At 65.0% G+C, this 19,948-nt stretch carries 14 protein-coding genes, 1 pseudogene and 1 riboswitch; of the genes and pseudogenes, 6 read left to right on the top strand and 9 right to left on the bottom strand.

All coding sequences use genetic code 11. The features are described 5' to 3' along the window. Positions 1–3: 3 nt before the first annotated feature. From EMB92_RS02945 to thiC, 4 genes are all read left to right on the top strand, one after another. Positions 4–696, top strand: coding sequence for a response regulator transcription factor (locus tag EMB92_RS02945; protein WP_150393713.1), 693 nt, complete (start codon positions 4–6; stop codon positions 694–696). Beyond that, the gene (locus tag EMB92_RS02950) at positions 693–2,030 is read left to right on the top strand and encodes a sensor histidine kinase (RefSeq protein WP_150393714.1); all 1,338 of its coding nucleotides are present in this window, start codon (positions 693–695) and stop codon (positions 2,028–2,030) included. Before EMB92_RS02945 ends, EMB92_RS02950 begins: the two co-directional genes overlap by 4 nt. A 15-nt stretch (positions 2,031–2,045) precedes the next feature. Then, positions 2,046–2,153: riboswitch (TPP riboswitch) on the top strand. Continuing rightward, a complete protein-coding gene (locus EMB92_RS02955; protein ID WP_150393715.1) occupies positions 2,147–3,085 on the top strand; it encodes a hydroxyethylthiazole kinase in 939 nt (312 codons plus the stop codon). It overlaps the preceding riboswitch by 7 nt. A 58-nt stretch (positions 3,086–3,143) precedes the next feature. Continuing rightward, on the top strand, positions 3,144–5,864 hold the full coding sequence (thiC, locus tag EMB92_RS02960) for a phosphomethylpyrimidine synthase ThiC (protein ID WP_395951749.1): 2,721 nt from the start codon (positions 3,144–3,146) through the stop codon (positions 5,862–5,864). Between the two features lie 68 nt (positions 5,865–5,932). Here thiC and EMB92_RS02965 read toward each other — a convergent pair whose 3' ends face one another. Next, the gene (locus EMB92_RS02965) at positions 5,933–7,144 is read right to left on the bottom strand and encodes an ATP-binding protein (protein WP_140445121.1); all 1,212 of its coding nucleotides are present in this window, start codon (positions 7,142–7,144) and stop codon (positions 5,933–5,935) included. A 119-nt stretch (positions 7,145–7,263) separates the two neighbouring features. Between EMB92_RS02965 and thiD the strand changes: the two genes are divergently transcribed. Together thiD and EMB92_RS02975 are read left to right on the top strand one after the other, a co-directional pair. Beyond that, positions 7,264–8,070 (top strand): bifunctional hydroxymethylpyrimidine kinase/phosphomethylpyrimidine kinase, encoded by an 807-nt coding sequence (gene thiD / locus EMB92_RS02970; RefSeq protein ID WP_150393717.1) that lies wholly within the window; start codon positions 7,264–7,266, stop codon positions 8,068–8,070. Between the two features lie 7 nt (positions 8,071–8,077). Further along, positions 8,078–8,503, top strand: coding sequence for a thiamine-binding protein (locus EMB92_RS02975; protein ID WP_223847531.1), 426 nt, complete (start codon positions 8,078–8,080; stop codon positions 8,501–8,503). A 94-nt stretch (positions 8,504–8,597) separates the two neighbouring features. On the opposite strand, the gene gmk is transcribed toward EMB92_RS02975, so the two are convergent. The 8 genes and pseudogenes from gmk to fusA form a co-directional block, all read right to left on the bottom strand. Beyond that, positions 8,598–9,200 (bottom strand): guanylate kinase, encoded by a 603-nt coding sequence (gene gmk, locus EMB92_RS02980; protein WP_395951751.1) that lies wholly within the window; start codon positions 9,198–9,200, stop codon positions 8,598–8,600. A gap of 207 nt (positions 9,201–9,407) precedes the next feature. After that, positions 9,408–10,337: pseudogene (gene pyrF, locus EMB92_RS02985) on the bottom strand (orotidine-5'-phosphate decarboxylase); the annotation flags it as partial. A gap of 58 nt (positions 10,338–10,395) precedes the next feature. Next, positions 10,396–13,779: a carbamoyl-phosphate synthase large subunit gene (carB, locus tag EMB92_RS02990; protein WP_150393718.1), complete on the bottom strand. Its 3,384-nt coding sequence runs from the start codon at positions 13,777–13,779 to the stop codon at positions 10,396–10,398. 1 nt (position 13,780) lies between these two features. Next, positions 13,781–15,001 carry a glutamine-hydrolyzing carbamoyl-phosphate synthase small subunit gene (gene carA / locus EMB92_RS02995; protein WP_223847532.1) on the bottom strand — a complete coding sequence of 407 codons (1,221 nt, stop codon included), beginning with the start codon at positions 14,999–15,001 and terminating at the stop codon, positions 13,781–13,783. A 178-nt stretch (positions 15,002–15,179) separates the two neighbouring features. Next, positions 15,180–15,593: a transcription antitermination factor NusB gene (gene nusB, locus EMB92_RS03000; protein ID WP_150393719.1), complete on the bottom strand. Its 414-nt coding sequence runs from the start codon at positions 15,591–15,593 to the stop codon at positions 15,180–15,182. Between the two features lie 95 nt (positions 15,594–15,688). Then, positions 15,689–16,246 carry an elongation factor P gene (efp, locus tag EMB92_RS03005; RefSeq protein WP_043167144.1) on the bottom strand — a complete coding sequence of 186 codons (558 nt, stop codon included), beginning with the start codon at positions 16,244–16,246 and terminating at the stop codon, positions 15,689–15,691. Between the two features lie 233 nt (positions 16,247–16,479). Continuing rightward, positions 16,480–17,679: an elongation factor Tu gene (gene tuf / locus EMB92_RS03010; RefSeq protein ID WP_043167142.1), complete on the bottom strand. Its 1,200-nt coding sequence runs from the start codon at positions 17,677–17,679 to the stop codon at positions 16,480–16,482. Positions 17,680–17,817: 138 nt separating this feature from the next. Then, a complete protein-coding gene (fusA, locus tag EMB92_RS03015) occupies positions 17,818–19,944 on the bottom strand; it encodes an elongation factor G (RefSeq protein WP_150393720.1) in 2,127 nt (708 codons plus the stop codon). Between the last annotated feature and the right edge of the window lie 4 nt (positions 19,945–19,948).

Below are 19,948 nucleotides of genomic sequence, written 5' to 3' on the forward strand. Positions count from 1 at the left end.
ATCATGGCGGGGATACTGATCGTCGAGGACAACACGGGCATGGCCGCCTCGCTCGACGACGCGTTGCGGCATGAGGGCTACCGCACCTGGACGGCCGGGACCGGCGTCGAGGCGCTGGAACTGCTCGCCGCGCACCGGGACGCCATCGACGTGGTCCTGCTCGACCGCGACCTGCCGGTCATGTCCGGCGACACGGTGATGACGACGATCCGTACGCTCGGACTGGACGTGAGCGTGCTCATGGTCACCGCCTCCGCAAGCCCGGAGCAGCGCGTCGAGGGGCTGGACCTCGGCGCCGACGACTACCTGCCCAAACCGTTCGTCTACCGGGAGCTGTCGGCCCGCATCCGCGCCCTGCTGCGCCACGACGCGAGACGACGCGCGCCGGCAGGGTCCTCCGACGATTCCGGCGCCGTCGCGCAACCGGTCGTCATCGACGACGACCGCCGACTCGCCTACTGGAGAAACACCCCGCTCGACCTGACCGCACGGGAGTTCGCCGTGCTGCGCCGCATCGTCGAGGCGGACGGCGGCTGGGTCACGCTCGACGAACTCATCGCCGCCGCATGGCCGGACGGCACGGCCAGCGCCGGGGCGGCCAAGACGCTCGTCTACACGCTCAGACGCAAGCTCGAGGCCGCCGGTGGCAGGGGCGCCATCGTCTCGGCGCGAGGGAAGGGATACCGTCTGCCATGAACCACCCGTCCAGTCTGACCAACGCATCCAGCCCGTCCAGCCCGTCCGACCCGTCCGGAAAGCGCCGGTTCCATCTGCGCCCGCGCACCTTCCGCGGCAAGCTCGCGCTCGCCATCGGCCTGCTGGTGGCGGTGTTCCTCGGGATCGCCCTGGCGTTGCAGACCATGCTGTTCGGCCGCATCTACGACCGGTCGTCCTACCGGCTGTATCAGGTGGCCAGCGGCGGAACGCTGCCCACGCCCGACGGCGGCGAACTGTATGTGTCCTCCACCGGCTGCTACTACACCGACCACACCGTGGGCTGCGGACCGATGACGCCGGGGTCGATCATGGAGATCAGCGACTCGGACATGCGAGGGCCCCTGATGCAGGGCGCCATGTGGTTCTCGCTGACGCTGTTCGCCGGGTTCGCCGTGCTGGCGATGGTCGCGGCGTGGTTCATCTCCCGCAGGCTGGCCGGGCGCATCTCCTCGCTGGGAGCGCAGATGCGCCGGCTCGACCCGGCGGCCACCGGCGAGCGCGTGTCGATCGCGGGATCGGACGAGGTGGCGTCGCTGGCCGGCGACGTGAATGCGATGCTCGCGCGTATCGAGCAGGCGGCGGCCACGCAGCGGCAGTTCATCGCGAACGCCTCGCACGAGCTGCGCACGCCGATCGCGGTGATCGGAACCAGTCTGGACGCCCCGCTCGCGCAGGGGCGGTTCGCGGCGGACGTGGAGCCGGCGGTGCGCCGGGCGCTGGAGGCGGACCGGAACGCGGCCGACCTGGTGGAGGGGCTGCTGGCGCTGTCGCGCGTGCAGAGCATGGCGTTGCATCCGGGCGAGGAACGGCCGCCCGAGACGTCGCTCGGTCAGGCCGTGGAGCACGCGCTGGATGCCTCGTGGGACGTGATCGACGAACGCGGCATCGACGTGCGCTGCGACATCGACCCCGCGCCGGCGGTGCGCGCGGATCCGACGATGCTGGCCCTGTTGACGGGCAACCTCATCCGCAACGCCGTGGTGCACAACGTGGACCGCGGCGACATCGAGGTTGACGTGCGGAGCATTGACGGCGGGGGCGTCGAACTGTCCGTCACCAACAGCACGGAGGCGGAGGAGTCGACAGATCCAGCGGAGTCGGCGGACGGGTGCGATCTGGACGATCTGCTGATCCCGTTCCATCGCGGGAGGGCGTCCCGGCTCGAGAACCGGCCCGGCAACGGACTGGGCCTGTCGATCGTCAGGGAGATCGCGGATCTTTACCATGCCGAGCTACGACTCGCCAGACCCGAGCCGGGCCGATTCGGCGTGTCTGTGCGATTTTGTAACAACCATGTCCGTATCGGCGCGTAGTTTCGGGAAGCAACAAACGAAATGCAGGGGAACCCGCACCACTAGGCGGGTTGAGATGGGCGATGGCCCGACCCTTTGAACCTGTTGGTTAAGACCAGCGTAGGGAGCAGTGATATATGAGCGATGCTTCGCTATCCATCCGCAACGAACGCGGTATCGATTCCTCTTATACCAATTCTGACGACTCCGGATGCGATCTCGCCGAGCTGCGCGTCCGCATCCGAACCGCCGTCGAACAGGTGAGGGCCACCCGCCCGCTGGCGCAGTCGTTCACCAATTTCGTGACGATCAACCTCGTGGCCAACGCCCAGCTCGCCGCCGGCGGCGCCGCGGCGATGAGCTTCCTGCCCGACGACGTGATCGACACGGCGCCGATCTCCGGCGCGGACTACATCAACGTGGGCACGCTGCTGCCGTTCTACAAGGACGCGCTGCCGCAGATCGCACGCGCCTTCCACAAGACCGGGCACAAGTGGGTGCTCGATCCGGTGGCCGCAGGCATCGGCCGCACCCGCACCGAGATCCTGCGCGCCTTCCGCGCCATTCCCCCGACCATCGTGCGCGGCAACGCCTCCGAGATCATCGCCCTTGCCGATATGTGGGGTCTGTCAGCCGAAGCCGAACCCGGCAACCAGCCCGCCACCCGCCCGGCCGGCGTCGAGACCGTCGACGAGGTCGATGCGGCCGTCGAACCGGCCAGACGTCTGGCGCAGTTCCTCGCCGCCTCCGCCCCGGATAAGACGGCCGCCGTGGCCGTCTCCGGCAAGATCGATCTCGTCACCGATGGCGAGACCGTCTACCGACTGCCCGGCGGCAGCGCGATGATGACGAAGATCACCGGCGCCGGATGCTCGCTCGGCGGCGTGACCGCCACCTATCTCGCCGTAGCCGACCCGCTGACCGCCGCGCTGGCGGCGAGCGCCCTGTACGACCGCGCCGGCGAGATCGCCGAGACGCAGTCCAACGGCCCCGGCTCGTTCCAGGTCGCCTTCCTCGACGCCCTGTGGAACGTGACCGCCGATCAGGTGGCCGCCTCCGAGATCCACATGTTCTGACACTTCCACCAACAACCAAAGGAACAAATCAATGAACAACGAATACCCATACGCGTCGATGCGCGACAGCTTCGACCTGTCCGCGTACTTCGTGGTCGGCCCGGAGGACTGCAAGGGCCGACCGCTGACCGACGTGGTCGATCAGGCTCTCACCGGCGGCGCCACGTTCATCCAGCTTCGCGCCAAGAAGGCCGACGCCTCCGAGCTGACGACGATGGCACAGGACATCGCGCAGATCATCGAGGACAACGGCAAGTCCGACTCCGTGGCCTTCGTGATCGACGACCGTGCCGACGTGGTGTGGCAGGCCCGCCGCAAGGGTATCAAGGTCGACGGCGTGCACATCGGACAGACCGATATGGAGCCGCGCGAGGCCCGTGCCCTCTTGGGCGACGAAGCGATCGTGGGTCTGTCCGCCGAGACCGAGTCGCTGGTGCGTCTCATCAACGAGCTGCCCGACGGCTGCATCGACTACATCGGCGCCGGCCCGCTGCACGTGTCCGTCACCAAGCCGGAGGCCTCCGTGGGCGGCAACGACGGCTCCGGTAAGACCTTGGACGTCAAGCAGATCAACACGATCTGCGCAGCCTCCGAATTCCCGGTCGTCGTCGGCGGCGGCGTGACCGCCGCCGATATGGCCATGCTGGCCGGCACGAAGGCGGCCGGCTGGTTCGCGGTGTCCGCGATCGCCGGCGCCGAGAACCCCGAGGAGGCCACCCGTGCGATGGTCGAGGGCTGGAAGGCCGTGCGCGGCGACGCTAAGCACGGTTACGCGCCACGCATCGTCACCCACACTCCGGCCGTCGACACGCAGGCCGCCCAGGAGGGCGCCGCACAGCCGGGCGCCGAGGCCACCGAGAAGAAGTTCACCAACGCCAAGGAGGCCAAGGAGGCGCAGAAGCTCGCCAAGCAGCAGCGCGTCGACATCGCCGCCCGCGGCTCCAAGCAGCGCGACAAGGCGCATATCCGCAAGACGAAGTCCGTGCCGTTCTCCTACGAGTACGGTTCGTACGATCTCGAGGTGCCGTACACCGAGATCAAGCTGTCCGACACCCCCGGCGTGGGGCCGAACCCGCCGTTCCACGACTACAACACCGAGGGCCCCAAGTGCGATCCGAAGGAGGGCCTGAAGCCCCTGCGCATCGACTGGATCCGCGACCGCGGCGACGTCGAGGAGTACGAGGGCCGCCGCCGCAATCTCGAGGACGACGGCAAGCGCGCCATCAAGCGCGGCCGTGCCAGCAAGGAATGGCGTGGACGCAAGCACCAGCCGATGCGCGCCAAGGACCACCCGATCACCCAGATGTGGTACGCCCGCCACGGCATCGTCACCCCGGAGATGCAGTACGTGGCCACCCGCGAGAACTGCGACGTGGAGCTCGTGCGCTCCGAGCTCGCGGCCGGCCGCGCGGTCATGCCGTGCAACATCAACCACCCGGAGGCCGAGCCGATGATCATCGGCTCCCGATTCCTCACCAAGCTCAACGCGAACATGGGCAACTCGGCCGTCACCTCGTCCATCGACGAGGAGGTGGAGAAGCTCACCTGGGCCACCAAGTGGGGCGCCGACACCGTGATGGATCTGTCCACCGGCAACGACATCCACACCACCCGCGAGTGGATCTTGCGCAACTCCCCCGTGCCGATCGGCACCGTGCCGATGTACCAGGCGCTCGAGAAGGTCGAGGACGACGCCTCCAAGCTCAGCTGGGAGCTGTTCCGCGACACCGTGATCGAACAGTGCGAGCAGGGCGTCGACTACATGACGATCCACGCCGGCGTGCTGCTGCGCTACGTGCCGCTGACCGCGAACCGCGTCACCGGCATCGTCTCGCGCGGCGGCTCGATCATGGCCGACTGGTGCCTGCGCCACCATCAGGAGAGCTTCCTGTACACGCACTTCGACGAGCTGTGCGACATCTTCGCCAAGTACGACGTCGCGTTCTCGCTGGGCGACGGCCTTCGCCCCGGCTGCCTTGCGGATGCGAACGACGCCGCGCAGCTGAGCGAGCTCATGACTCTGGGCGAGCTCACCGAGCGCGCCTGGGCCAAGGACGTGCAGGTCATGATCGAGGGCCCGGGCCACGTGCCGTTCGACACGGTGCGCATGAACATCGAACTCGAGAAGGCCGTGTGCAAGGGCGCCCCGTTCTACACGCTCGGACCGCTGACGACCGATACCGCGCCGGGCTACGACCACATCACCTCCGCGATCGGCGCCACCGAGATCGGCCGCTACGGCACCGCCATGCTGTGCTACGTGACCCCGAAGGAGCACCTCGGCCTGCCGAACAAGGACGACGTCAAGCAGGGCGTGATCGCGTACAAGATCGCCGCCCACGCCGCCGACATCGCCAAGCACCACCCGCACGCGCAGGACCGTGACGACGCGATCTCGAAGGCCCGCTTCGAGTTCCGTTGGCTCGACCAGTTCAACCTCTCCTACGATCCGGACACCGCGATCGCGTTCCACGACGACACGCTGCCCGCCGAACCAGCCAAGATGGCGCACTTCTGCTCGATGTGCGGCCCGAAGTTCTGCTCGATGGCCATCTCGCAGAACATCCGCAAGGCGTTCGGCGGCGAGGCCGCGCAGCAGCAGATCGTCAAGGAGGCGATCGCCGGCGTGGCCCCGACCACGACCCCGAACGTCGTCAACGACGACACCGTCGTGTCCGCGAACGTGCTGAGCCCGGAGGAGATCCGCGCCGGCATGAACGCGATGAGCGAGAAGTACACCGCCCAGGGCGGCAAGCTGTACTCCACCGCCACCGAGTGATATCTACCGAGTGATTCTCGGGTGACGTCCCGATGAGCCCCCTCGTATAAGGGGGCTCATCTGCGTTTTCAGGGCATCCGGTGTGCGTGCAGCTCCGGTCTGCGTTCGACGCGTGCGAACGCGGTGGCAAGGTCGGCCGCGCGAATCGCGCCGCGGCGGTCCTTGGCGGCGACGAGCGCGGCCTCGGTCCAGATCGCGCACACCTCGGCGCCGCTCCAGCCTTCGGTGCGCCGGGCGATGTCCGCGAGCGGCAGTTCGCCTTCGGTGGCGAGCGCACGGGCCTGCACTTCAAGGATCGACAAACGGTCGTGCTCGCTCGGCATCGGGAACGGGATCTGCCAGTCGAACCGCCCGGGGCGCAGCAGAGCCGGATCCACGTCCTCGATGCGGTTCGTGGCGGCGACGACCACCACGTTGCCCTTGGAGGCGAAACCGTCCATCAGGGTGAGCAGCTGGGCGACGAGCCGCTTGCCGACGCCATTCGTGTCGGTGTCACGCGACGAGGCGATCGAGTCGATCTCGTCGAAGAAGATGATCGCGCGACGGTCGGCCTGCGCTGCCGCGAAGATCATGCGCAGCGTCTCCTCGCTGTCGCCCACGTACTTGCTGACGATCGTCGGGCCGGAGACGAGGTAGAACTGGGCGTCGGCCACGTTGGCGATGATGCGCGCCAGATGCGTCTTGCCGGTGCCGGGCGCGCCGGTGAAGATCACACCCTTGATGGGTTTGGCGCCGATCGCGCGCATCTGCTCGCTGTTGCCCAGCTGGGTTTCGATGAGCTCCTTGGCGCGGGTGATGACCTGCTCGTAGCCGCCGAACGAGTCGAAGGTGAGCGTGGGGTCGGCACCGGGGGTGATCCGGTACTGTTTGATGTCGTCGTCGTGGTCGGATTCGCCGGGTCGGATGGCCGTGGGCCACAGCACGCGTTCGATGCCGAACAGGTCGGTGAACTCCACGGTGTTGCCGGGCATGATGTTGAGGGGGTAATCGCCCTCCAGCAGTTCCAGACCGTCGGAGGTCTCCAATACCACGCAGTCGTCCAAAGCACGGCGCACGATGCCGACGCGCGGTTTGACCGGCCACACGTCCGCCGGCACCTTCGTGTAGAAGTCCTCGCCGACGAGCAGGACGTCGCCGACGTCGAACACCTCCTGACGCGGGAACGTGAGCTGAGTGGTGTGCCCGTTCGGCATCACCGCATAGTAGGCGACGCGTCCCTCGTCGAATCCGGTGATGCGCGCCAGAACGCCATCGCGACGCAGCACGTCATTGCCTGCCATAATCCCTCCCGCTCCTTAGTCGAACCCTCGTCAAACCTTCCCCATCACACCATAGGAACGGCGAATAATCAAGGAAAACCGCGTGATATTCCGGCCTTCGACTATTAGACTTGGGAGCTATGGCACAACATACGACAACCCTCCCACCAGTACTTGCGATCTCCGGTTCGGACTCGTCCGGCGGCGCCGGCATGCAGGCCGATCTGAAGACCATGCTCGCCAACGGCGTGTTCGGCATGAGCGCGATCACCGCGCTGACCGCGCAGAACACCACCGGCGTGCGCTCCATCCAGGACACCGAGCCCAAGATCCTCGCCGATCAGATCGACGCCGTGTTCGAGGACATTCCGCCACTCGCCGTCAAGATCGGCATGGTCTCGGCCACCGACATCATCGACGTGATCGCCGACCGTCTGACCTTCCACCACGCGAGGAACGTGGTGCTCGATCCGGTGATGGTGGCGACCTCCGGCGCGAAGCTCATCAGCGACGACGCGATCGCCGCCCTGACCTCGAAACTGTTCCCGCTGGCGACCGTGATCACACCGAACATCCCCGAAACGCAGGCGCTGTCCGATATGGAGATCACCGACGCGGTTTCGATGGAGCGCGCGGCGAAGACACTGACCGAACGATACGGATGCGCGGCGCTCGTCAAGGGCGGCCATCACACGAACGACGCGAACGACGTGCTGGCCGAATCGAACGGCACGATCACCTGGTTCGAGGGCAAGCGCGTCGACAATCCGAACACGCACGGCACCGGCTGCACGCTGAGCTCGGCGATCGCGGCGAATCTCGCGAAGGGCGAGACGCTGCCCGAGGCGATCCGCCACGCCAAGGAGTATCTGACCGGCGCATTGAACGCGATGCTCGATCTTGGTCAGGGCTCCGGCCCGATGGACCACGCGTGGGCGTGGAGGTGAATCGATCATGACGACAGGCATGCCGCAGGATTCCACCACTCCCGACAACACGCTCAACACAGTGTCGGACCGCAATGCGATCAGGCAGGAGGTACCGATCAATCCCGAAACCGGCAAGCCGTACCTCAATACGGTGGCCGCCATCCAGGTGTCGGTGACGGGAGCCGGCTCCGAGGTCTCCCCGTACGTCGCACAGGCGATCTCGGTGATCCGCGACTCCGGTCTGCCGCAGGAGACCAACGCGCTGTTCACCGACGTCGAAGGCGATCTGGACGACATCCTGCACGTGGCCGGCGAGGCCGCCAAGAAGCTCGCCGAACAGGGCTATCGCACGAGTCTCGTGCTGCACATGGATATCCGTCCCGGATTCACCGGACAGCTGACGGAGAAGCCGAAGCTGGCCGACGAGATCATCGCGCGGCAACGGCAATAGGACGGCTTCCAGTACTTCCGCAGCCGAAAACAGATGAAGGGGCTTCCTCACGATGAGGAAGCCCCTTCAATCATCTACATGGGAGTCTATGCCGTCAGGCGTTGGCGCCGTACTCCTTGGCGATGACGTTCCACAGATCGTCGGCAGCCTTCTGCACGTTGTCGTTGACGATCGTCACATCGAACTCGTTTTCGGCGGCGAGCTCGACGTGCGCGGTCTCCAGACGACGCTTGCGCTGCTCCTCGGTCTCGGTGCCACGGCCGGTCAGACGACGCACCAGCTCGTCGAAGCTCGGCGGGGCGATGAACACGGTCATCACCTCGAGACCAAGTTCGGCGGCCTTCTGCTTGACGCGGCGCGCACCCTGCAGGTCGATCTCGAGGATCGTCGGGGTGCCGACGGACAGGTGGTCCACCAGAGGCTTGAGCGGCGTGCCGTAGTGGGCCAGACCGTGCACGAGCGCGGTCTCAAGGAACTCCCCCGCCTTCTCCTTGGCGGCGAACTCCTCCTCGCTCATGAACCAGTAGTTGACGCCGTTGACCTCGCCGGGGCGGGGGTCACGCGTGGTGGCGGAGACGGACACCCACACCTCGGAGTGCTTCTTGCGCAGCGCCACCTCGACGGTGCCCTTGCCGACGCCGGCGGGGCCGGTCAGCACGAGCAGACGGCTGCCGTGCAGCACGGCAGCGTCATCGATCTGCGTATCGGTTTCGACGGTACTGGTCGAGGCCGGCGCGGATGCGCTCTGCGTTGCGGTGCCGGTCGTATCGGCGGCAGCGGTTTCGGCGGTGTCGGAGGATGCGGAAGTATCGGTCACGGATTGTGCTCCTTGCTTGTCGGCGGTGTCGGCGGCGTTTGCGCCCAGATCGATCACCGTGGAAGAGGACTTCTCCCCCTCCGGTTCTTCGTGCCTATCACCGATTCGAGTGGCCTCGAGCAGCGCCTGACGCACATCCAGCGCGATCGCCTCGGTCGCCTCGGACAGCGCGGAGATGTCCGGGCCGTGGGAGGCAATGAAACGGGAGACCGTCACCAGCACGTTGCCCTTGGTGCCCTTGAACACGGTGCGCAGGTCCTTGGCCTCGGCACCCTGCCAGCCGTATCCCGGAGACAGGATCGGTCCGGTGAAGCGGGCCGGGTCGACGCCGGTCTCGTTGATCCACTGGCCGATGGTCGCGCCGATGATCAGGCCCACGGAACCCATGCCATCGATGTCGGCGTTGTGCTTCTGCGCGGTGGCCGCGATGCCGTAGGCCACGGTCTTGCCCGCATAGTCGCCGGTCTGACGGATGGCGCTTTGCAGGCTCTTGCCCTCCTCGTTGGAGGTCAGGGAGGCGATGAACACGCCGCGGCCGTTGTCGAGCGCCTCATCGATCAGCCCCTGCAGCGATCGAGCGCCGTAGTACGGCAGCAGGGTGATCGCGTCGGCGCGCAGCGGCGCGTCGGGCTTGAAGTAGGCGTCGGCGATGGCCGAGATCGTGGTCGACAGGCCGCCGTGCAGGCAGTCGACGATCGTGATGACGCCCATCTGCCGTGCCGCGTACAGCACGCGTTCCAGCGCCGCGAATCCCTTCGAACCGTACCGTTCGAACATCGGCAGCTGGAACTTGACGGCGGCGGCGCGGCCATTCGCAGCCTGCAGCATGCGCATGGAGTACATTTCCGCGCCGTCGGCGTCAACGCTGTAGCCCCAATCGGTCAGGAGCTTTCGGTGTGGGTCGATACCCACGCACAACGGACCATACTTGTCCATCGAGTTGCGCAGGCGCAGACCGAAGTCCGAGCGCCTCGCGAGTTGTTCCTTGTCCTGTTCCTCTTGGGTGCTGGCGTTCATCGCGGTTCCTTTCGTTTGGTATGAACCTGATATGTGTGAACCTTGGGGAATTCTGTGTTTAGAAATCCTTGCTTTCCAATTCGAACAACTGCTTGGAATGATCCTGAATGCTCATGATCTGGTAATCGTTGCGTTTGACCGCCTCGATGGCCAGGAGCACCGCGGAAAACTCGGTGATGGTGGTGAACTGCGGCAGGTCGGCGGCGATGGCGGCGGCTCGGATGGAGTAGCCGTCGGAGCGCGATCCGCGCGAGTTCGGGGTGTTGAGGATCATGTCGATCTTGCCCTCTTCGATGAGCTCGACGACGTTCTTGCCGACGGAGCCCTCGGCGTGCATGACCTTCACCGGGGATTCCGGATCGGAGTCCACGCGAGTGGAGATCTTGTCGACGATCTTCGACTCGATGCCGTAGCGACGCAGCACGGAGGCGGTGCCCTCGGTGGCCCAGATGGTGAATCCGAGCTCCTCGAGACGCACGGCCATCAGCGGCAGCTGGCGCTTGTCGGCGTCGTTGACGGAGATGAACACGTTGCCGTGTGTCGGCAGGCCGCCCTCGTACGCCGCGAGCTGGCTCTTGGCGAACGCGTGCGGGAAGTCGCGGTCGAAGCCCATGACCTCGCCGGTGGAGCGCATCTCGGGTCCGAGCAGGATGTCGACGGTCTTGCCGACCGGCGTGCGGAAGCGCTTGAACGGCAGGACGGACTCCTTGACCGCCACCTGCTGGCCGCGGTGCATGACGCCGCCGTCGCCCTTGGGCAGCAGCAGGCCGTTGGCGCGCTGATCGGCGATGGTCTCCCCCGCCATGATGCGCGCGGCGGCCTTGGCCAGCGCCACGCCGGTGGCCTTGGAGGCGAACGGCACGGTGCGCGAGGCGCGCGGGTTGGCCTCGATGACGTACAGCGTGTTGGCCATGAAGGCATACTGCACGTTGATCAGGCCCTTGACGTCACAGCCCTTGGCGATGGCGTAGGTGCCCTCCCTGAGGCGGCGGATCTGGTCGTCGGAGAGGGTGGACGGCGGCAGGGTGCACGCGGCGTCGCCGGAGTGCACGCCAGCCTCCTCGATGTGCTCCATGATGCCGCCGATGTACAGATCCTTGCCGTCGAACAGCGCGTCAACGTCGATCTCGATGGCGTCCTGCAGGAACTTGTCGATGAGCAGCGGGGAGGGCAGACGTCCGGAGACGACCGTATCGGCCTTGGCCTCGGCCAGTGCGCGATCGACGTACTTCTCCAGCTGGGCGTCGTCGTAGACGATCTCCATGCCGCGGCCACCGAGCACGTAGGACGGACGCACGAGCACCGGGTAGCCGATGTTGTGCGCGGCCTCCTGCGCCTCCTCGAGACTCAGGGCAGTGCCGTAGCGCGGCGCGTTCATCCGGGCCTTCTTGAGGACCTCGCCGAACAGCTCGCGGTTCTCGGCGAGATCGATGGCCTCCGGGGTGGTGCCGAGGATCGGCACGCCGGCGGCCTTGAGGCGCGCAGCAAGCGAGAGCGGCGTCTGGCCGCCGAGCTGGACGATGACGCCCTTGACCGGTCCCATCCTCTTCTCGGCCTCGTAGATCTCGAGCACGTCCTCGAAGGTGAGCGGCTCGAAGTACAGGCGATCGGAGATGTCGTAGTCGGTGGAGACGGTCTCCGGGTTGCAGTTGACCATGATCGTGTCATAGTCCTTGCCGAGCTCCTGCACCGCGTGCACGCAGGTGTAGTCGAACTCGATGCCCTGACCGATGCGGTTCGGGCCGGAGCCGAGGATGATCACGGCCTCGCGCTCGCGCGGCTTGACCTCGCTCTCGTCCGCGTAGCAGGAGTAGTAGTACGGCGTGGCCGCGTCGAACTCGGCGGCGCAGGTGTCGACCGTCTTGTACACGGGCTTGAGACCGTAGGTCCAGCGCAGCTCGCGAATCGTGTTCTCGCCCTCGTCGCCGAGACCGCGCAGATGGGCGATCTGCAGGTCGGACAGGCCGGCGAGCTTGGCGCGGCGCAGCAGTTTGCGGGTCAGCGTCTCAGCCTCGTGCACGGCCTGGGCGGTCTCGTTGATGAGCGTGAGCTGCTTCAAGAACCACGGATCGATCTTGGTTGCCTCGAACAGCTGCTCGATGGTGGCGCCGCCCCAGATGGCACGCATGAGCTGCAGGTAGCGCTGCTCGGTGGGCACGTGGATGGCCTTGAGCAGCTCGTCGACCTCCTCGGCGGTCGGCTTGTCGCCGTCCCAGCTGAAGCCCATGTGACGCTTGTCGATGGAGCGCATGGCCTTGCCGAGGGACTCCTGGAAGTTGCCGGCCAGTGCCATGGCCTCGCCGACGGACTTCATCGAGGTGGTCAGGGTGGGGTCGGCGCCCGGGAACTTCTCGAACGCGAAGCGCGGCACCTTGGTGACCACATAGTCGATGGTCGGCTCGAAGGAGGCGGGCGTCGACTGGGTGATGTCGTTGCGGATCTCGTCGAGCGTGTAACCGAGGGCCAGCTTGGTGGCGATCTTGGCGATCGGGAAGCCGGTGGCCTTCGACGCGAGCGCGGAGGAGCGCGAAACGCGCGGGTTCATCTCGATGACGATGATGCGGCCCGTCTCGGGGTGCACGGCGAACTGGATGTTGCAGCCGCCGGTGTCGACGCCGACGCCGCGGATGATCGCGATGCCGATGTCACGCAGCTTCTGGTACTCGCGGTCGGTGAGCGTGAAGCAGGGGGCCACGGTGATGGAGTCGCCGGTGTGGACGCCGACCGGGTCGACGTTCTCGATCGGGCAGACGACCACGACGTTGTCCTTGCGGTCGCGCATGAGCTCGAGCTCGAATTCCTTCCAGCCCTCGATACCCTCTTCGATCAGGACCTCATCGGTCGGCGAGTAGTGGATGCCGGCGCCGGCGATGCGGTGCAGCTCCTCCTCGTTGTGGGCGATGCCGGAGCCGAGGCCACCCATCGTGAAGCTCGGGCGAACGACCAGCGGGTAGCCGAACCTCTCGGCGATGCGGTCGACCTCCTCGAGGCTGTGGGCGATGTCGCTTCGCGCCGACTCGGCGCCGGCCTCCTCGACGACCTTCTTGAACAGCTCACGGTCCTCACCGCGGTCGATGGCCTCGAGGGAGGCGCCGATCAGCTCGACGTTGTACTTCTTAAGCACGCCGGCCTCGCCGAGGGCCATCGCGGCGTTGAGCGCCGTTTGGCCACCGAGGGTCGGCAGCAGCGCGTCGGGACGCTCCTTGGCGATGATCTGCTCGAGGATCGGCGTGGCGATCGGCTCGATGTAGGTGGCGTCGGCCATCTCCGGATCGGTCATGATGGTGGCCGGGTTGGAGTTGACGAGGATGACGCGGATGCCTTCCTCCTTGAGGACGCGGCATGCCTGAGTGCCCGAGTAATCGAACTCCGCGGCCTGACCGATCACGATCGGGCCGGATCCGATGACCATCACGGATTTGATGTCGGTGCGCTTCGGCATATCACTTACCTTCCTTGGAGTTGGCGCGCTCGTCGCGCGGATTGTTCTTCATGAGCTCGCAGAATCGGTCGAACAGATAGGCGGCGTCGTGCGGGCCGGCGGCGGCCTCCGGGTGATACTGCACGGAGAACGCGGGGATGTCCACGCACTGCAGGCCCTCGACCACATCGTCGTTGAGATCGATGTGGCTGACGAACACCTTGCCGTACCTGCCGTTCTCGAACGGGGCGTCGACCGTCTCACCGATCGGCGCGTCGACGGCGAAGCCGTGGTTGTGAGCGGTGATCTCAATCTTGCCGGTGGTCATGTCCTTGACCGGCTGGTTGACGCCACGGTGGCCGAACTTGAGCTTGTAGGTGCCGAAGCCGAGCGCACGGCCGAGCAGCTGGTTACCGAAGCAGATGCCGAAGAACGGGTAGCCCGCGTCGAGCACCTGACGCAGCAGCTCGACCTCCGGTCCGGCCTGCTCCGGATCGCCCGGGCCGTTGGAGAAGAAGACACCATCCGGGTTGAGCTCCTCGATCTGGCTGAACGTGATGGTGGACGGCACGACGTGCACGCGGCATCCGCGCTCGGCCATGCGGTGCGGGGTCATCGCCTTGATGCCGAGGTCCACGGCGGCGACGGTGTACAGCGGCTCCTTGCCCTCGAACTCGCCGCACGGCTCGATGGTGTAGGTCTCCTTGGTGGAGACCTCGTCGTACAGGCTCAGTCCCTGCATCTGCGGGGTCTGCCTGACCTGTTCGAGCAGCTCGTCGATCTCCTTGAGATGGCCGTTGCCGTCCAGCAGGGCGTCGCCGGAGAAGATGCCGGCGCGCATGACGCCGGCGGAGCGCAGATGGCGCACCAGCTTGCGGGTGTCGATATCGGCAAGGCCGACGATGCCGTTGGCGACGAGATCATCGTCCAGGCTGCCGTCGGCACGCCAGTTGCTCACGTTCGGGGAGGGATCGCGCACGACGTATCCGGCGACCCAGATGCGCGAGGACTCCGGGTCCTCATGGTTCACGCCGGTGTCGCCGATGTGGGGGAAGGTCTGCACCACGATCTGACGGTCGTAGCTCGGGTCGGTGAGCGTCTCCTGGTATCCGGTCATACCCGTGTTGAACACGATCTCGCCCGTGGTAGCACCTCGGGCACCGTAGGGCTCTCCCACATACACCTGCCCATCCTCCAACACAAGGACAGCATCGTCCTTGCCATAGTTCGCGTTCTCGCTCACCAAAACCCCCTTTTCTACTCGGGTATTCGTAACTTAGGTTATCGGCCAGCACAGACTCACACGCGGGTGGAAACACGTGTCAATCCAAAGCCTCGCTGGCGTAAGGCGTGTTCGCGGAACCGTTCCGTTCCGTTCACAAAAACGCCTCCCGTATTGCGGGGAGGCGTTGAAGGGAAAATCAGTCGATCGGCTTTTCCTTAGCCGTGCAGATGGCGGACAGCAGTCCGTGGATGAATGCGGGGGAATCGTCGTCGCACAACGTCTTGGCGAGCGACAGCGCCTCGTCGATGGCGACCTTGTCCGGCACGTCATCGTTGAAGAGGATCTCCCAGGTGGCGATACGCAGAATGTTGCGATCGACCACGCCCATACGCTTGACCTTCCACCCGGTGGAATGCGTATCCAGGGTGGCGTCGATCTCATCCAGATGCTCGGCGACGCCGCGGACGATATCGATGGCGTATTCAGGCAGCGGCGTCTGCGCGCCGGGGGTCTGGATGCGTTCCTCAAGCAGGGACAGGATGTCCTGTCCCTTCTCGTCCGCTTCGTACAACGTGTTCAGAGCCCTCTTACGGGCGGTGGAACGTGCCATGAGCTTCTCAAGTCCTTTGCTTAGCTGTTGCCTGCTTGGTTACCGTATCGACTGGTTGTATCGAGTTTCCCGTTGGGAGAACCGATCCGTGGGAATCAGTTCTCGCGACCCAGGTAGGAGCCGTCCTCGGTGTTGACCTTGACCTTCTCGCCCTCGTTGATGAACAGCGGGACCTGGATCTCGGCACCGGTCTCGACGGTGGCCGGCTTGGTGCCCGCGTTGGAGCGGTTGCCCTGCAGGCCCGGCTCGGTGTGGGTGATGGTCAGGACCACGGAGGCCGGCAGCTCGACGTTCAGCGGGGTGCCGTCGTGGAAGGAGACGACGCAGTCGGTGCCTTCGAGCAGGAACTTGGTGTCGACAAGGGCCTTCGGCACGTAGATCTGGTCGTAGGTCTCCATGTCCATGAAGACGAGGCTGTCGCCGTCCTCGTAGGAGTACTGCAGGTTGCGGTTGTCGACGGTCTCGAACTCGATCTTCATGCCCGCGTTGAAGGTCTTGTCGACGATCTTGCCGGAGAGGACGTTCTTGATGGTGGTGCGCACGAAGGCGGGGCCCTTGCCCGGCTTGACGTGCTGGAACTTCAGGACGGTCCACAGCTGGCCGTCAAGGTTCAAAACGGAACCGTTCTTGATGTCATTGGTAGTCTGTGCCACAGTTACTCACCTATTTTCAAATTCAAACTTCTAGGGCTGGGGCGATGCGCCCAAAATTTGCCTTGGCAATTATGCCACAACGTATATACAGTGGCGTGGCGCGCCTCACGACCGATGGCGCATGCCCCGCGCAATACAACCTCTGATATGGAAAATCCCCCTCCGAGATTGCTCTCGAAGGGGGATCTCCTAGAACGCTAGTTCAAGCGTGTCAATGATCGAACCGATGATAATCAGTCGATGATCTTGGTGACACGGCCCGAGCCGACGGTGTGGCCACCCTCACGCACAGCGAAGGTCAGGCCCTCCTCCATAGCGATCGGCTGGATCAGCTCGACCGTGAAGGTCGCGTGATCGCCCGGCTGAACCATCTCGACGCCTTCCGGCAGCTCGATGACGCCGGTGACGTCGGTGGTGCGGAAGTAGAACTGCGGACGGTAGTTGGAGAAGAACGGCGAGTGACGGCCACCCTCATCCTTGGTCAGGACGTAGACCTCACCCTCGAACTTGGTGTGCGGGGTGACGGAGCCCGGAGCGGCCACGACCTGGCCACGCTCGACGTCCGTACGGCCGAGACCACGCAGCAGCAGACCGGTGTTGTCGCCGGCCTCGCAGGCGTCCATCGTCTTGTGGAAGGTCTCGATGGAGGTCACGGTGGTGTTCTGGGTCGGACGGATGCCGACGATCTCGACCGGGGAGTTGACGGCCAGCTGGCCACGCTCGACACGGCCGGTGACGACGGTACCACGACCGGAGATGGTGAAGACATCCTCGATCGGCATCAGGAACGGCTTGTCCAGGTCGTGGACCGGGGTCGGGATGTACTCGTCGACAGCGTCCATGAGCTTCTTGATCTGCTCGACCCAGTGCTCGTGATCCGGAGCATCGTCGTGCAGAGCGCCGTAGGCGGACACGTGGATGACCGGGCAGTCACGATCGAAGCCGTTCTCGTCGAGCAGGTCACGGACCTCTTCCTCGACGAGCTCGATGAGCTCCTCATCCTCGACCATATCGCACTTGTTCAGAGCGACCAGGATCTTCGGGACGCCGACCTGACGGGCGAGCAGCACGTGCTCGCGGGTCTGGGCCATCGGGCCATCGGTGGCGGCGACCACGAGGATGGCGCCATCCATCTGGGCAGCACCGGTGATCATGTTCTTCACGAAGTCGGCGTGGCCCGGGCAGTCCACGTGAGCGTAGTGGCGCTTCGCGGTCTGGTACTCAATGTGGGAGATGTTGATCGTGATACCACGAGCAGCCTCTTCCGGAGCGGAGTCGATCTGGTTGAAGTCGTACTCGGTGTTGAGATCCGGGTACTCCTCGTACAGAACCTTGGAGATGGCCGCGGTCAGCGTGGTCTTACCGTGATCGACGTGGCCGATCGTACCAATGTTAACGTGCGGCTTAGTACGCTCGTACTTTTCCTTTGCCATTACTTTGTCCTCCTGGACGTTTCGTAGGTTTACTGGGTTTCTGGGTTTCGTGCCACATTGAGAAGCCAGAACCCAGTCAGCGGTACACGATATTACCGCTGACTGAAGACTGACTGCAAATCAACGTAGCCACGCGTGTCACTCGCCGCGCTGGGCCTTGATGATCTCGTCGGAGACGTTCTTCGGGACCTCGGCGTAGGAATCCATCTGCATGGAGAACATGGCGCGGCCCTGGGTCTTGGAACGCAGATCGCCGATGTAGCCGAACATCTCGGACAGCGGGACCTTGGCGTCGATGACCTTGACGCCGGTGGCGTCGGTCATGGACTGGATGTTGCCACGACGCTGGTTCAGATCGCCGATGACCTCGCCCATGTAGTCCTCAGGCGTACGGACCTCGACGGCCATGATCGGCTCGAGGATGACCGGCTTGGCCTTCGGAGCGGCCTCCTTGAAGCACATGGAGCCTGCGAGCTTGAAGGCCATCTCGGAGGAATCGACCGGGTGCATCTGGCCGTCGGTGACGGTGGCCTTGACGCCCACGACCGGGAAGCCGGCCAGAACACCGGACTCCATGGCCTCCTTGACGCCGGCCTCGATGGACGGAATGAACTCCTGGGAGATGTGGCCGCCAGTGACGGCGTTCTCGAACTCGAAGGTCTTGCCCTCGGTGGTGTCGAGCGGCTCGAAGTTCATCAGGACCTTTGCGAACTGGCCGGAACCACCGGTCTGCTTCTTGTGCGTGTAGCCCTGATCCATGACGGCCTTGCGGATGGTCTCGCGGTAGGCGACCTGCGGCTTGCCCTGGTTGCACTCGACCTTGAACTCGCGACGCATACGGTCGACGATGATGTCGAGCTGGAGCTCACCCATGCCGGCGATCAGGGTCTGGCCGGACTCCTCGTCCGTGGTGACCTGGAAGGTCGGATCCTCTTCGGCCAGCTTGGCCAGAGCGATGCCCATCTTCTCCTGATCGGCCTTCGTCTTCGGCTCGACGGCCACCTGGATGACCGGCTCCGGGAAGGTCATGGAGTCGAGGGTGATCGGGGCGTCGATGGCGCACAGGGTGTCACCGGTGGTGACGTTCTTGAGACCAACGAAGGTGTAGATGTTGCCGGCTTCGGCGGCATCCACCGGGTTCTCCTTGTCAGCGTGCATCTGGAAGATCTTGCCGACGCGTTCCTTCTTCTCACGGGTGGAGTCGAGGACGGAGTCGCCCGGCTTGACGGCGCCGGAGTAGACGCGCACGAACACGAGCTTGCCGTAGAACGGGTGGGTGGAGATCTTGAAGACCAGAGCGGAGAACGGGTCGTCGACGGTGGGGTGACGGTCGATCTCGACGGACTCGTCGCCGGGCTTGTAGCCCTTGATGGCCGGCACGTCCTCCGGGGACGGCAGGTAGTCGATGACGCCGTCCAGCATCGGCTGAACGCCCTTATCCTTGAACGCGGAACCGCAGAAGACCGGGAAGGCGCGCTTGGAGATGGTCAGCTCGCGGATACCGGCGCGGATCTCCTCCTTGGAGAGGTCGCCCTCCTCGAAGAACTTGTCCATCAGCTCGTCGTTCGCCTCGGCGGCGGCCTCGACCAGCTTCTCGTGGTACTCCTGAGCCTTCTCCGCGTACTCCTCCGGGATCGGGTCCATGTTGTAGTGGGCACCCAGCTCGTCGCCGGTGTTCCAGTCGTAGGCCTTCATCTCGACCAGGTCGATGACGCCGGTGAAGTCGCTCTCGGCACCCATCGGCAGCTGCATGACGATCGGGTTGGCGCCCAGCTTCTCCCTGATGGTGTCCACCGAGTAGTAGAAGTTCGCACCCAGCTTATCCATCTTGTTGATGAAGCAGATACGCGGAACGCCGTACTTGTCGGCCTGACGCCACACGGTCTCGGACTGGGGCTCCACGCCCTCCTTGCCATCGAAGACGGCGACGGCACCATCGAGCACGCGCAGGGAGCGCTCGACCTCGGCCGTGAAGTCCACGTGGCCGGGGGTGTCGATGATGTTGATCTGGAACTTGTCCTCGGTGTCGTGCGTCTGACGGTTCCAGAAGCAGGTGGTGGCGGCGGACTGAATGGTGATGCCGCGCTCCTGCTCCTGCTCCATGAAGTCCATCGTCGCGGCGCCATCATGCACCTCGCCGATCTTGTAGCTCTTGCCGGTGTAGTACAGAATACGCTCGGTGGTGGTGGTCTTACCGGCATCGATGTGAGCCATGATACCGATGTTGCGGATCATGTGAAGATCCGAAAGGACGTCTAGCGCCATGAGT

Origin of the sequence: Bifidobacterium callitrichos (assembly GCF_008698085.1) — a bacterium.
In the GTDB taxonomy this organism is placed as follows: domain Bacteria; phylum Actinomycetota; class Actinomycetes; order Actinomycetales; family Bifidobacteriaceae; genus Bifidobacterium; species Bifidobacterium callitrichos.

Bases quoted from the DNA above. Each gene is read 5' to 3' on its own strand.
- EMB92_RS02975 (WP_223847531.1), top strand. From the start codon at position 8,078: ATGACGACAGGCATGCCGCAGGATTCCACCACTCCCGACAACACGCTC.
- EMB92_RS02945 (WP_150393713.1), top strand. From the start codon at position 4: ATGGCGGGGATACTGATCGTCGAGGACAACACGGGCATGGCCGCCTCG.
- thiC (WP_395951749.1), top strand. From the start codon at position 3,144: ATGCGCGACAGCTTCGACCTGTCCGCGTACTTCGTGGTCGGCCCGGAG.
- EMB92_RS02965 (WP_140445121.1), bottom strand. From the start codon at position 7,144: ATGGCAGGCAATGACGTGCTGCGTCGCGATGGCGTTCTGGCGCGCATC.
- tuf (WP_043167142.1), bottom strand. From the start codon at position 17,679: ATGGCAAAGGAAAAGTACGAGCGTACTAAGCCGCACGTTAACATTGGT.
- nusB (WP_150393719.1), bottom strand. From the start codon at position 15,593: ATGGCACGTTCCACCGCCCGTAAGAGGGCTCTGAACACGTTGTACGAA.
- thiD (WP_150393717.1), top strand. From the start codon at position 7,264: ATGGCACAACATACGACAACCCTCCCACCAGTACTTGCGATCTCCGGT.
- carB (WP_150393718.1), bottom strand. From the start codon at position 13,779: ATGCCGAAGCGCACCGACATCAAATCCGTGATGGTCATCGGATCCGGC.
- EMB92_RS02950 (WP_150393714.1), top strand. From the start codon at position 693: ATGAACCACCCGTCCAGTCTGACCAACGCATCCAGCCCGTCCAGCCCG.
- fusA (WP_150393720.1), bottom strand. From the start codon at position 19,944: ATGGCGCTAGACGTCCTTTCGGATCTTCACATGATCCGCAACATCGGT.
- EMB92_RS02955 (WP_150393715.1), top strand. From the start codon at position 2,147: ATGAGCGATGCTTCGCTATCCATCCGCAACGAACGCGGTATCGATTCC.